This window comes from Neptuniibacter marinus (assembly GCF_965223595.1).
Taxonomy (GTDB): domain Bacteria; phylum Pseudomonadota; class Gammaproteobacteria; order Pseudomonadales; family Balneatricaceae; genus Neptuniibacter; species Neptuniibacter marinus.
In genome coordinates this window covers 3370156-3383043 of sequence record NZ_OZ245004.1, presented here as the reverse complement: position 1 = coordinate 3383043, position 12888 = coordinate 3370156, and the positions used below count along the sequence as shown (strand labels likewise).

At 44.8% G+C, this 12888-nt stretch carries 16 protein-coding genes; 6 read left to right on the top strand and 10 right to left on the bottom strand.

Features of this window, described 5'->3' with window-relative positions; genetic code table 11:
• Positions 1–17 precede the first annotated feature (17 nt).
• Genes ACOQOE_RS15985 through ACOQOE_RS15960 form a run of 6 tightly spaced genes read right to left on the bottom strand, consistent with a single transcriptional unit; the run spans position 18 to position 3204 of the window.
• A complete protein-coding gene (locus ACOQOE_RS15985) occupies positions 18–551 on the bottom strand; it encodes a FlhC family transcriptional regulator (protein ID WP_000566755.1) in 534 nt (177 codons plus the stop codon).
• The gene (locus ACOQOE_RS15980; RefSeq protein WP_000210563.1) at positions 548–847 is read right to left on the bottom strand and encodes a flagellar transcriptional regulator FlhD; all 300 of its coding nucleotides are present in this window, start codon (positions 845–847) and stop codon (positions 548–550) included. The genes ACOQOE_RS15985 and ACOQOE_RS15980 overlap by 4 nt, the downstream gene beginning before the upstream one ends.
• Positions 844–1392 (bottom strand): lytic transglycosylase domain-containing protein, encoded by a 549-nt coding sequence (locus tag ACOQOE_RS15975; RefSeq protein ID WP_420554454.1) that lies wholly within the window; start codon positions 1390–1392, stop codon positions 844–846. Before ACOQOE_RS15975 ends, ACOQOE_RS15980 begins: the two co-directional genes overlap by 4 nt.
• Positions 1379–2041 carry a DUF6475 domain-containing protein gene (locus ACOQOE_RS15970; RefSeq protein ID WP_007105460.1) on the bottom strand — a complete coding sequence of 221 codons (663 nt, stop codon included), beginning with the start codon at positions 2039–2041 and terminating at the stop codon, positions 1379–1381. Before ACOQOE_RS15970 ends, ACOQOE_RS15975 begins: the two co-directional genes overlap by 14 nt.
• Complete coding sequence (locus tag ACOQOE_RS15965) at positions 2028–2897, bottom strand: hypothetical protein (RefSeq protein ID WP_031500537.1); 870 nt, start codon at positions 2895–2897, stop codon at positions 2028–2030. Before ACOQOE_RS15965 ends, ACOQOE_RS15970 begins: the two co-directional genes overlap by 14 nt.
• A gap of 55 nt (positions 2898–2952) precedes the next feature.
• Positions 2953–3204 (bottom strand): helix-turn-helix domain-containing protein, encoded by a 252-nt coding sequence (locus ACOQOE_RS15960; RefSeq protein ID WP_108945895.1) that lies wholly within the window; start codon positions 3202–3204, stop codon positions 2953–2955.
• 117 nt (positions 3205–3321) lie between these two features.
• Between ACOQOE_RS15960 and ACOQOE_RS15955 the strand changes: the two genes are divergently transcribed.
• From ACOQOE_RS15955 to ACOQOE_RS15945, 3 genes are all read left to right on the top strand, one after another.
• Complete coding sequence (locus ACOQOE_RS15955; protein WP_000854920.1) at positions 3322–3969, top strand: LexA family protein; 648 nt, start codon at positions 3322–3324, stop codon at positions 3967–3969.
• Between the two features lie 256 nt (positions 3970–4225).
• Positions 4226–5812: a peptide chain release factor 3 gene (locus ACOQOE_RS15950; protein WP_420554453.1), complete on the top strand. Its 1587-nt coding sequence runs from the start codon at positions 4226–4228 to the stop codon at positions 5810–5812.
• 68 nt (positions 5813–5880) lie between these two features.
• Positions 5881–6678: a TatD family hydrolase gene (locus tag ACOQOE_RS15945; protein WP_067866186.1), complete on the top strand. Its 798-nt coding sequence runs from the start codon at positions 5881–5883 to the stop codon at positions 6676–6678.
• On the opposite strand, the gene ACOQOE_RS15940 is transcribed toward ACOQOE_RS15945, so the two are convergent.
• Together ACOQOE_RS15940 and ACOQOE_RS15935 are read right to left on the bottom strand one after the other, a co-directional pair.
• The gene (locus tag ACOQOE_RS15940; RefSeq protein ID WP_420554452.1) at positions 6675–7085 is read right to left on the bottom strand and encodes a hypothetical protein; all 411 of its coding nucleotides are present in this window, start codon (positions 7083–7085) and stop codon (positions 6675–6677) included. The two genes, ACOQOE_RS15945 and ACOQOE_RS15940, sit on opposite strands and share 4 nt — an antisense overlap.
• Before the next feature lie 24 nt (positions 7086–7109).
• Entirely contained in the window at positions 7110–9020 is a 1911-nt protein-coding gene (locus ACOQOE_RS15935) for a beta-ketoacyl synthase (protein WP_420554451.1), read from the bottom strand.
• A gap of 219 nt (positions 9021–9239) precedes the next feature.
• Here ACOQOE_RS15935 and ACOQOE_RS15930 point away from each other — a divergent pair, with 219 nt between their 5' ends.
• A complete protein-coding gene (locus ACOQOE_RS15930; RefSeq protein ID WP_067866192.1) occupies positions 9240–9899 on the top strand; it encodes an OmpA family protein in 660 nt (219 codons plus the stop codon).
• 58 nt (positions 9900–9957) lie between these two features.
• On the opposite strand, the gene ACOQOE_RS15925 is transcribed toward ACOQOE_RS15930, so the two are convergent.
• The gene (locus tag ACOQOE_RS15925) at positions 9958–11172 is read right to left on the bottom strand and encodes a flagellar assembly protein T N-terminal domain-containing protein (protein WP_420554450.1); all 1215 of its coding nucleotides are present in this window, start codon (positions 11170–11172) and stop codon (positions 9958–9960) included.
• Positions 11173–11335: 163 nt separating this feature from the next.
• Between ACOQOE_RS15925 and ACOQOE_RS15920 the strand changes: the two genes are divergently transcribed.
• Together ACOQOE_RS15920 and ACOQOE_RS15915 are read left to right on the top strand one after the other, a co-directional pair.
• Positions 11336–12067: a FlgO family outer membrane protein gene (locus ACOQOE_RS15920; protein ID WP_067866197.1), complete on the top strand. Its 732-nt coding sequence runs from the start codon at positions 11336–11338 to the stop codon at positions 12065–12067.
• Between the two features lie 2 nt (positions 12068–12069).
• Entirely contained in the window at positions 12070–12555 is a 486-nt protein-coding gene (locus tag ACOQOE_RS15915; RefSeq protein WP_156473685.1) for an LPP20 family lipoprotein, read from the top strand.
• A 36-nt stretch (positions 12556–12591) separates the two neighbouring features.
• Here the strand turns inward: ACOQOE_RS15915 and ACOQOE_RS15910 are convergent, their stop codons facing one another.
• Positions 12592–12885, bottom strand: a complete 294-nt coding sequence (locus ACOQOE_RS15910) for a DUF1244 domain-containing protein (protein ID WP_067866200.1) — start codon at positions 12883–12885, stop codon at positions 12592–12594.
• Positions 12886–12888: the final 3 nt, after the last annotated feature.

Below are 12888 nucleotides of genomic sequence, written 5' to 3'. Positions count from 1 at the left end.
AATCATGCATCAGCATTTTAGTTCTCAAAAAGTGCTCTAGTGGTTTGCTCGGCCATAATCTCGCACACAGGACATTTAAGCTGAATGCGCTGTTGAGATACCGTCAAATACAGACTGCCGCATCGACACCGGTGTAAGGATGCTAGCTGTGATCTTAAATCACGAGCTAGAACCCAACCTTCATTGATGGTCAGTTTTTTCCAGGGGATCTCAGCTGGAAGATCTGCTTCTTTTCTTGCAACCAAATACGCATCGTAAGCCTTCATCAAAGCATCGATATTTAATTGCTTGTAGACATTATCACCACCAATATTGACATAAAGCGCCATAAGCAGGGAGCCTTCAACTAATGCTCTTCTGCTTTTGACGATGGCATCAGATTCTGGCAATTGACCAGGACAAGGTGACTTGCCAGTCACTTCTTTGTGGAGCCTTCTGATAATGTGGATTGGCAAACCTGTATCGAGCGCGATAATGGTTGTTCGAAATCCGTATTTAATAAGCAGCGAGGCTCGGGTAAATAGCTCACTTTTGGACAGGTTATCAATCATGCATCCCCCTTATTGTTTAGGGTTGATAATAAATAAGCGATTCTTGGGATACCTGTGCCTTTGCTCTTCACCATCTCAATCAGTTGGCTTTGGTTACCCCTTGGTTGAAACAGCATGAATGATGAGGTCGCCACTCGTTGCAGGTCGTCAACACCAGCATTAATCAGAGCATCAACCACGTCGCGTGTAAGTCCAAAGCGCAAGACGGCCTCTTGCGGATCAATTCGCGCCAATTCTCGTGCTGCGTGTAGGTACGCCAAATTTAATTGATAGAAGTCTTGTTGATTGGTTGTCATTGACGGACCTCCAGTTCATGTAAAATATTGCGATAGATAGAAAGCACTCTTTGCCCATACCAGCGTGCACGCTCTTCGTTCCAACTGTGATAGCGGCCTATGCCAAGCTCTAAATCATTTGGTGAAGACTTGATTGCTTCGGCCAAAATACTTGAGCCGACCGTAAGGTTGGTGATGGGGTCTAGCAGTTCCGCTGCTGAGCTCACCCGATGCCCATGCCAATGCAAATTGATTTGCATAAGGCCAATATCGAGCTGATATTTTTCAGTCTCTTGCAGTGCCTGGTTTAACAGTTGCTCTGCTTCTGTCTTAGATTTGGCGTAGGTTGCGTTTGAACCATTGCGAATTGCGTATGGCCATGGACTGGTCATGTTGAGAACACGATGTGAGGCCGACTCAGCCAAGGCAACGGCGTAGAGCATGACTGGATCAATACCAACGCTTTGTGCTGCTTTTTCCCACTGATAGCCCGGAAACGCATAGACTGAAGTGCTTGCGGACATGGCTATCACTAGGGCAATGGTTTTTGCTTTAATCGTTTTCATTTTTGTCCTCTAATTGATTTCCGAGAAGCGCCTGAATGGCTTTCGGGCTTATTCTTTTTAATGGCACTGCGCTAAAGTCGGCGATGCCTCTCGTATAAACTTGTGCTGCTTTTGACCAGTCGCCTACGGCAACAGGCGCTTGCATATCAAATCCTTTTTGCTGGTTCTGATGGTCTGCAATACCCTGTAATAGCCTTGGGTATTCACCCACTTCGTCCCGCAGCAAGTAAGCCTGGTAGCGTGTTAAAAACTCTTTTTGCTTAAAGGGGTATTCCCTGTCATCAACTTTGCAGAGTTCAACCCATCCCCCCATGTCTGAAATCACGCGGTGGATAAGTGCATCGTCAAACATCACGGATGTCCAAGCGCCAACCTGACGAACAGCCTTGTCAACTTTGTTCCAAGCAACCATGGCTCTTGAACCCGAGTTGCCATCGATATGCTTGATGACGTCAGCGGGCTTTGGAAAAAATTGCCCAGTATCCGGTGATTGAATATGCCGAGTCAGACCGATTCGCACTTCTTCAATGCTATAAGCACGAAGGGCTTCAAATGCGATGGATAGCAATTGCGGTGATACGCTTTTGCCATACATGGCCCAAGCTGCTCCCCAAACTTCAGCAAACTCGCGTTTATCAACCTCCTGCACTTGAACGAACCTCCCGAATACCTGGTCCGGCCCAGCTTTCAGCGATGCGACGATTGCTTTCTTCAATATTCAATTGATGATTGCTGCCCTTTAGGCTCGTCGATGATTGCTGTACTTCATCAATGCGAACGTACTCGTCTTCCCATTGCCGGTTTAAAAGCCAGTTATGTGGCATAGGGGTCTTAGTCCGATCTTGATACTGCAATCGGTTGTCTCGTTGCTCTTTCCAGCGTGTTAGCACTTCCAAGGCGAGTTCATGGTCTTCATTGAGGCCCATGCGTAGCCATTCTTCTTTGGCTTTCGCTTTTTTTTCTTTGCGTATTTGTACATCCCAGAAGTCTTCAAACTGTATGTGGTCAACAGTTTTAACTGTTGGTTTATTGCTTCTCTCAGAGTCATCCGACCGTTGAGAGTCCCTTACCGGGTTGCCATCAGGCATAAACAATGATGAAAATTCTTCTGGAAGCCGAGCTTGAAAAGCGGCAAGAGATTTCAAAAGCGATGCCATACCAACGAAGTCGGCAGGTACATCTTTAAGCAACCGAAAGGCTGCCTTACCTTGGTTTGGGTTTTCGATTGGGTTGTGCTTCAGAAAGCTTCGAATCAAAGTCCAACCAGATTCCTCGCAACGAATCAGGAACTGATCTTGTTCTAACTCACTTAACGCCTTGGCAACCTGTTGCTCATCCCAGTTCAAGTCAGAAGCAACGTAACCAATCGGCAGTCGAAAGCAGCCAAGCAAATTACAATGTGGGCATGTAAGCAAATACAGTCCTAGCAACTTCGCTGAGTCACTCCAGGACAAAACATTTTGCTTTAGCCAAAAGCGGGTATAGACCTTGCCATAATCACGCATGGAGGTACTCGCTTTTGTGTTTACGTAAAATGCTGACCATTACTTGCCCTTAATCCTAATGGTTACTGGCTTTCAGCTCGCTTGGGCATTCGGGGTAGATGTCCGGTCTTAACTGAGATCGGGTTACCTGTCCTTGCGTAGCTTGTTCGATGGGTAAAACGAATTCAGCGGGAACACGCCCTGATTTATTCAACCAAAACCAGACGTTTTGCTGTTTTGAGTTGATGGCTCGTGCTAATGCTGATTGCCCGCCGACCAAGTCAATGGCACGGCGGAGATGTTTTTGTGTCGTGTTGAACACTTCCATACCGTCTCCTGTTACAATAATAACTGTTACAAGATTGAATGTTACAGTTTAAACTGTAGGCAAGTCAACAGTTAAAATTGTTGAAAGGCTACAGTTTTATTTGTAGAATACAGGCTTATGAAAACTTTATCCGAACGACTAAACCATGCCTTGCAGCTTACTGGGGTGACTCAGTCTGAGTTGGCTCGTCGCATTGGTATCAAACAGCAGTCGATCAGCCAGATTTGCTCTGGTAAATCGGCTAGGTCTCGTTACACCATGCAGATCGCGGAGGCGCTTCGCGTGAATGCTCATTGGCTCGCCACAGGTGATGGCGAGATTGGCTTGGGGGTCGGTAATGTAGAAGTCGGGCCTGATATTAAGGGAAGAATTCCTCTCATTAACTGGGTTCAGGCCGGTGATTGGACTGAAATAGCGGAGGGATTTGCCCATGAAGATGCTGAAGAGTGGCGTGAAGTCACTGGGAAAGCACATGAGGGTTGTTTCGCACTTCGCGTAAAAGGCGACAGTATGGAAAATCCAAGCGGGAAAAAATCCATACCTGAGGGGGCAGTGATCGTTGTTGATCCTGAGTTACCTTACTCTTCAGGTTCATTGGTTGTTGCGCGTTTGGATGATTCGAAAGAAGCAACCTTTAAGCAGTTAGTTATTGATGGTGAACAGAAGTACCTAAAACCTTTGAACCCGCAATACCCTGCAATACCGATCAACGGCAACTGCACCATCATCGGTGTAGTACGACAAGCTATCATCGATTTCTGGTAGCGAAGGAATTTGTGGTTTAGCCACAGTTGTTCATGAGCTGAAGAAGCAACGATTGCAAACAGCTACAACTGAGCATTGGCGCACGCTGAGAGTAAATGGTAACCGATTAGATAACCATTGATTGTTTATAAAGTCAAGATCAGCGAAAATAGCGGCCAATTACGATTAACACGACGGATTTGACAAGCGAAGAACTGAAAAGAGAGTACTTCCAAAAGTGTGTACAAATCCGTGTACAAACTAAAAGAATTTATACATGGCAAACCAAGATTTTCTTAATGAAATCAATAAGCGAAGGACCTTTGCTATCATCTCCCACCCTGATGCCGGTAAAACGACAATTACTGAAAAATTGTTGTTGTTTGGACAGCTTATTCAGCAAGCGGGTAGTGTTAAAGGTAAAAAAGGTGATCGTCACGCGACATCGGATTGGATGTCGATGGAGCAGGAGCGTGGTATCTCTATTACCTCCTCTGTCATGCAGTTTCCTTATAATGATCGCATGGTTAATCTATTGGATACGCCGGGGCATGAGGACTTTTCTGAGGATACTTATCGCACATTAACCGCTGTAGATTCAGCCTTAATGGTGGTAGATGGCGCTAAAGGTGTTGAGGCGCGAACCATTAAGTTGATGGATGTTTGCCGCTTACGTGATACACCAATCTTTTCGTTTGTGAACAAGGTCGACCGTGAAATTCGTGATCCAATCGAGTTATTAGATGAGATTGAGGAGGTGCTTAAAATTGAATCAGCACCGATCACGTGGCCAATCGAGATGGGGTCTCGTTTTAAAGGGATATATAACCTTTATACGGATACCATTCATGTCTTTCAGCCTGGGCAGGGACATACCATTCCTGAAGATGTGCGTATCTCTGGTTTAGAAAGTGATGAAGCGAAGGCGCTATTGGGCGATATTTACGATGATTTTGTGGATGAGATTGAGCTCGTACGTGGTGCAACCCATGAGTATGATCAAGAGGCATTTTTGGCGGGTAAGCTGACGCCTGTTTTTTTTGGTACAGCATTAGCGAACTTTGGTGTACGCGAGATGCTGAATGATTTTGTGAAATGGGCACCTGCACCTATTGCTCGCAATGCGATTACTCGCCCAGTAGAGCCGGCTGAAGAAAAATTCAGTGGCTTTATCTTTAAAATTCAGGCGAATATGGATCCTAAACACCGTGACCGTATTGCCTTTATGCGTATCTGCTCCGGCAAATATACTCAGGGTATGAAGATGCGCCACAGCCGCATTAATAAAGATGTGAAGATCGCGGATGCGGTGACATTTATTGCAGGCGATCGTGAAAATGTTGAAGAGGCGTGGTCGGGCGATATTATTGGTTTGCATAACCATGGGACGATACAGATCGGCGACACGTTTACTGCCGGTGAGGACCTGAAATTTACCGGGATTCCTCACTTTGCCCCAGAGATGTTTCGCCGTGTACGCCCCCTTGATCCGCTGAAAATGAAGCAACTTCAAAAAGGTTTGAAGCAGCTTTCAGAAGAGGGTGCTGTACAGTTGTTCCAGCCGTTTAAAAATAACGATCTTATTCTTGGTGCAGTCGGTCAATTACAGTTTGATGTGGTGGTCTTTCGTTTGAAAGATGAGTACAAAGTGGATTGTAAATACGAACCTATAAGCGTTCAGACGGCGCGTTGGGCTGAGTGTGATGACGAAAAAGTGCTGGCTGAATTTGAGAAGAAAAATCATGATAATTTGGCGCTCGATGGTAGCGGTTTGCTGACCTACCTTGCACCAACAAGGGTTAATCTGAGTTTAGCGGAAGAGCGCTGGCCGGATGTTGCTTTTAGGGCAACACGCGAGCACTGATCGGTTCATTGTTTACAAAGGCTTGGCGTACTCTTGCGTCCAAGCCTTCTCGCCTTTAATCTGCTGTTATGCAACTTTTCGATACCCACTGCCATATAGATTTCTCTCAATTCGATGACTATCGAGATGAGGCACTTACACGCGCTTCTAATGCGGGCGTTGGGCATATTGTCGTCCCCGGTGTTAATGCGGTGGGTTGGGCGGGTATTGAAACTTTGTTTTCAGCCCATTGTGACAATTGGCCAAGTCTTCATATGGCGCTAGGATTACATCCTTGTTTCCTTCATGAACATCAATCTCAAGATCTTGAGCAGTTAGAGCAACTGTTATCGTCTAAGTCGGTATGTGCGGTTGGCGAAATAGGCTTGGATCTATTTATTCCGCAGGCGGATTTGGATGAGCAACTAAGTTTTTTAAAGCCCCAGTTGGCACTAGCTGAAAACTATCAGCTTCCTGTTTTATTACATGTTAGAAAGGCCCACGATCAGATGCTTAAGCAGCTTAGGCTATTTAAGCTTACTCGAGGTGGGATTGTGCATGCGTTTTCCGGGAGTGAGCAGCAGGCTCATCAGTATATTGAACTTGGGTTTAAGTTAGGGCTTGGTGGGACTGTGACTTATGAGCGTGCACAGAAATTAAGACGTACAGTGCAAGCTACAGCGCTAGAACATTTTGTTTTAGAGACTGATGCGCCGGATATGCCGTTGAGTGGCCATCAAGGTAAGCCTAATGAGCCTTGTCGGGTATTGGATGTTGCCAAGGTTGTTGCGGATCTGAAAGGTTGTACGGTGGAGGAAGTAGCTGCAACCACCTCTCAGCAGGCGTTGCAGCTTTTTAATATAGATCAGCCAAGCACTGTCGATTAACTGCCAGAGTCAAATAGATCGTTTAGGATGCTGGAGAGTGTGTTCCAGACTAGGTCAGTCGTGTCGTTTTTAGGTACTTTAAAAAAACGACCCTCATTACCCACGGGCGTTGCTTTATAGCTTCCATCGTTGGGATTCATGATCATCAACATTAAGGATACCGGATAATTAGGGCCTTTGACTTCTTGGTTGTAAGCATTTTCGATGGGATAGAGTTCGCCACGAGAGGAAACAACCTTAGTCATATCTTTGCAGCGTTTACTGTCCCCTTCACAAAAGAAGCGGTATTTAGTATCGATCAAGTAATAGCTAGTATCTGTTTCAGCTTGGAAATCCGGTGTTATAGCATCCATATTAATACAGCCATTAAGACCGATAATTGCTATTAGAGTGATGAAAACACGCATCGCCAGTTCCTTATAAATTATTAGTTAGCAGATATCGTCAAAAGGGTTATCAATATCCAAGTTAATTGGATTGCTGTAGCCCGGCATAGTGATCTGTTTATCACTAATACTAAGGTCTTCGCCCTGAAGGACATTATGGTCATATAAATAGATTGGCTTAGCGTCTCCATGAAGGGAGGCTTGGTCGTATGCAGTGGCTGCCATACGCGTTTTTTCGAGTTTTGTTTGGTAAGCCAATAATTGAGATTTACTATAGCGCTTGTTAAGTAGGTTGCTCACAACATGAGGGGCGATCACGGGTGCGGATGCGTTATTGCCACCAAAACCTTTCGAGTTCAAGAACACGGTATCCATTCCTTGCTTGCCAACTTCAATATGCTGGTTGCTCAAGAATAGATTGCTTTGATGTACATCGCTGGCGAATTCATCTGTCGTTAAAATTCCGGGGATATAGCCATACTTCCAAGTGCCTAAAGATAAGCTAAGCTGATCTCCTCCTGCGGTGCCTTGAGAGTGTCCAATATAGGATTTAATAGCAGCAACCGGCCAGTTTTGTATGCCAAAGGCTTTTGCTGTTTCGTTAATTACATGAGATTCAGTCACACGGTTTTGTGGTGTACTGGTACCGTGAGCTTGGACAAAGCTCCTTTGCTGTAAGGACTCTTCGCCAAGCATTTTTCGAACAAGGGCTGCGGATTTGGCTAAAGTGATGTAATTGCCAATACCTGGTGCGGAGATCGATTTTTTATGTCCATCTGCGCTTACAAATACTTCTGGAACTGCGCCATATATTTCGGCGCCTAACTCTATGGCTAAATCGTCGCTCATTAAAAGAACAAATTGGCTGCTTTCGCCTATAGTGAAACCGCAGTTATTGCCGAATGGTCGGCAGGCTTTACGGTAATCATCAGCCGTGAGTTCTGATAGATTGTCGAGTGCTAATAGGTCTTTGTCTTCCGCTAATGCTCCCATGGCTTTGAAGCCTTCAATGACTTCTGGGGTTACAGGCGCATCGCTTCCGCCTACGAGGACGACTTTACGGCGTCCTGAGCGAATATCATTTACGCCGCTGCGAAGGTTGTAGAGAAACGTTGCGCAAGCACCTAGCGCGCCTCCAGTGGTGCCTACATTACCTAGAATGTAGGCATTCACAAAATCTGCAGGCATTTGGGCGTAGCCTAATGGCATCTGTTTGGATGTTGTGCGTTTCCCTATAGCAGGAAATTTTGTAAGTCCGCCAAAGCCAAAATCATCAAGCTGCCCTATAGAGTTGCTGGCATAAACCGCAATCTGATCCGGTGCTACGCTGTTGGCGATTGTTTCGAAAGGGATGCCTGTCGAAGAGAGTGCATCGGATGCTGCAAAAACAGTCATCTGAAGGTTGCGAGGATGGTTGCGGGATTGGTAAAGCTTGCCAGGTTCGAAGCCTGAAGGTAGCTGACCTGCAGACTGGACGGGCGCGACTTTGTTATCGGGTAAGAGAACATCCATTTTTGATGAAACGTGAATATCGAACTGTCCGGGTGCAGTTTCAGTGACCGACCAATTAGCAGGTATCTCTAATGGCATCTGCCTTTTGCGGAGGTGAAACTTTAGCGAGCCATCTCCACAATTTAAAGTGGCGGCCTTGTTAAACATAACGTGGTTTACATCAAAGCTGCTTTTTTCAATTCGACGAATTAAAGTACTATCAAGTAATTGTTTTTGAAGATCTTTGATTAATTCGGTTGCATTGTACTCAATTCCATCCTGATTTTTATATTTTCCATCAGATGAGGTAACAAGACCTGTCAATATAGCTAGGTCAGTGAGTGTCTCTTGGCGCGACTGCTCGTCGAGTTTCTCTATAATCAATCGGCGATATGCATGGTGAAAAGAAGCGCGCCCAGCAGGGTTTATACCACCAAAACCAACAATGACAGGAAGCTGGGACAATTGAATCTCCTAAAAACGAGTACTACGTAAAATTAACTTATGTTCAATACAGTGAGTGGAGTTTATATGAAACTGCATTGTTGGAACAATACGATTATTTTATCGGTGTTTGGCATGACTGACTAGCGGCAAGTAGTATTTATCTGTTTTTTAGTCAGTGTTTATTCAGCCATAGTAGAGTTATTATGGTGCAATAGTCATTTTTTTTTGGAGTTAATTATGAAAAAACTGTTCGCAGTTTGTGTTGCCGGCGTTCTGTTGACTGGGTGTCAAACAATTGATCCATACACAGGAGAGCAGAAAGTAGGAAGCACAACTAAAGGTGCAGGTATAGGTGCCGTTGCAGGTGCTGTGCTAGGTGCAGCTGTTTCTAGTAAATCTGATCGTGGTAAAGGCGCTTTAACAGGGGCTTTGGTGGGTGGTGCTGTTGGTGGTGGTATTGGTTACTACATGGATCAACAGGAAGCGCTTCTGCGTCAAGAGCTACAAGGTACAGGCGTTCAAGTTGAGCGTATTGGTGATTCAATTCGTTTGATTATGCCGGGTAATATCACATTTGCGCTTAATTCAGACCAGATAGCGAACAACTTTTATCCTGTATTGGATTCAGTAGTAAAAGTCTTGGTGAAATTTGATAAAACCGAGATGAATGTGGATGGCTTTACTGATAGCACAGGATCGTTTGAGTATAACCAGCAGTTGTCAGAACGACGTGCGGCGCGTGTGGCTGACTACTTAGCGAGCTCGGGTATTTCTCGTCTTAGAGTTAATGCACGTGGCTTTGGGGAGCGTTACCCCGTAGCAGATAACACTACTGAAATAGGTCGTTCTCAAAATCGCCGTGTAGAGATTAATATTAGCGGCACACGTACAAACTAGTTTGTATATATATTCCCCCGTTTTGCTGGCGGGGGAGTCGTCTTTTAGCTATATGGAATTAGCGTGCAATAGCTAAATCCCCTGCCCGAATATTGTATGTTTCAGCGGATGCGTTGATATGGCCAGATGCAAATCCCATCTGTACATCATCAATAATTAAGGTTTGTTGTGTGTTGGTTAATTGGGTGTTGCTGTTCATTTGTGGGGTGAAAATGGTGGAGCTGCGATAGATAGTGAGCTTGTCCCCACGCTTTAAACCATGCTGCTTACCTGCATTGATCCAGATAGTGCGATCTTCAACTTGAGTTATACGAGTACTAAAAGGTTCGCAGCGTAGCTCTGCGGATATTTCCGCCGCAATCTTATCTTCGAGTGCTCTTACTTTCTGTCCGTAGTCCTGCTTAATAAACCCTGGTGTAGCGAATCCCGTTGTTATTGTGCGATCAAGACTCCATAAACCTGCGGTTTGGTAGTGTTTTTGTGAAACAAGTTGGCCCGAGAAACCATCGTGTATAAATAGGTCAATTTCAAAGTTTCGGAGGTGTCTTTTACTTTTGAAATCGAGCCTGTTGTAGAGATCCATAAAGTAGTTGTTTTCGGCGTGAGTGCGAGGATCAACCATAGAGATATCACGGATAACACCTGAAATTACATAGTTAACATCGAGCTGACCAATCGTGCTTAGCATACTCGTTAGCTTGCCGCTATCTAACTGTGATGAGCTAGCTTGGCTAGGGTTAGGGTAGAGGTTAATTAACCCAGCATTGTAAGTGATCGTTTGTGCTGTGCTGTTAAAGCGTTGGCTTAATTGTGCAGGTAGTTCACTACTAACGTTATGGAGTCCGCCCAGATTAGCTTGGCTTAATTGTTGAAGCGGAAACGCGGCAAAGGCTATGGTTTTTTTATAATTGTTGCTACTTCCGTTGCTACAACCTTCATCAATATCTACATTCGCTTTGATTCGAATGTGTAGTGTTGAACCAATGATTTTCTCGTCCAGTATTTCGATATTTGAAACTTGGCCCAAAGAGCTAATCTGCATATTGTCGATCTCAAGAATGCCATCTCTTACGACTTGGCTGCTAGACACATAAACAGCTGCCTGCATTGATGCTTGCTGAGAAGCGTCCCTGATGGCAGCCTCTCTAGCAGCGGTAATGTTTTTGTTGGCAATAATAGCTTGCCCCTCAGCTTCAATGACAACCGCTTGAGCTATAGAAGTTAAAGATAGAAATAAGCTAACAATAAGAAAATTCAGCGTTTTATTAAACATATCTGCCTAATGACCGATTACTAAAAGAGGTCGAGTAAATAATTAATCGTTTTCAGAACAGTATTTTATTGTGTGCCTGTTGTAAACGGTTTAAGTCGACTCCCTATGCTTGGTGGATTATGTTAGATTGTCGGGCTTAACCTTTTGAGTTTGGAATATCAGGATGAAAAAGATTTTACTGCTGTTAATGGTTTGCTTTTTAAGCGGATGCTTTCAGCAGGTTAATACCCAAGATAAGCAGCCTGAAAAGGTGCATATTGAAAGTATGAGTCCTGAGGTTGTTGAGCAGTTGCATCAGCTTGAGAAAGCGCATATTGCAGAGAAAGAGGCGCTGTTGGAAAAAGAGCGGTCGATGTTACAGCGCCAAGTTGTACAGATTGACACTTTGCCGAATGGGTTGGACCCCATTAGCGAGGCGGTATCTCAAATGGCGGTGCAGATGAATGTTGGCTTGCAGGAAAACCGAGTAAAACGCTTCCCCGTTGCGGTTATTCCATTTACTAACTTGCATAATGCTAGGAAAGTTGGTCGTTTTGGCGAACGATTAGAGCAAGGGTTTATCTATCAATTACAGCAGCACGGTTATAATCTTGTTGATTATCGTGCGGCTGGGCTTACAACTTCGACAAAACAGCCGTTATCGAAACAAAATCTGTCTGGTCTGCGTACGCGTTTTAAGGTTTACTTCTTAGTGACAGGGACTTATGCCCAACACTCAGATGGCTTAGTAATTAATGCACGAGTCATTGATACAACGACGCGGCAAGTATTGGCAACAGGTCAAACCCATATACCTAACGAACGTTTAGAAGGTGCTATTCCAGGGTATGATCCATTGGAGGCTCTAAATCAAGGGCTTATTATTGAAAATCGCGGCGGTCCTGTTGGTAGGTAATAATGAAAAAAATAATAAGTAAATCTATAAAGCTGACTGCTTTTGCGCTGTTTTTCCCTATGTTTCTAGTTATTCAAGGCTGTGAAACGGTTGTGGAATCTACTGTTGAAGTGGTGGATGCGTTACCTGATATTAATTTTCCGCCGCGAGTGGAGGAGCCGCAAGCGCCAAATTGGGTGCGTGCAACAGGCTATGCACCCATCAGTTTACAGCCGGGTCAAACGCAGCAACATAAAGTGTTGATGGCTATGCGGGCATCTAAATTGCGTGCATACCAAGAGTTGGCGGGTGTTGTTCACGGGCAATATATGTTTGGCACGACAACGGTTAAAGATATGGTTTTACAGAGCGATCAATTTAAAACGGCGGTATCGGGTATAGTGCGGGGGGCGAGAGTGGTGAAGACCTTCCCTGTGCAGGAAGATACATACGCCACTACTCTTGAGGTGGATATGAATCAAGTGCAGCGTGCTTGGGTGAGTAACTAAGACTCTACTAGATCGGTTGATCAGTAGAGTGTGTAGTTATTTGTTTTGCGTCGCTTCAAAAGCTGCCATCTGTTCTGGGGTTGCTTTCGCTTGATGTTTTTCTTTCCAGCTATCGTAAGGTTCTCCGTAAACTAACTCTCTCGCTGCTTCGTAATCGATCTCTTCGCCTCGCTCTTTTGCTTCCGCTGTATACCATTTGCTTAGGCAATTACGGCAAAATCCGGCAAGAATCATCAAGTCGATGTTTTGTACATCTTTTCTTTCGTCTAAGTGGGCCAATAGGCGACGAAAGACGGCAGCTTCTATCTCGTTTTGTTTATTCTGATCCATATT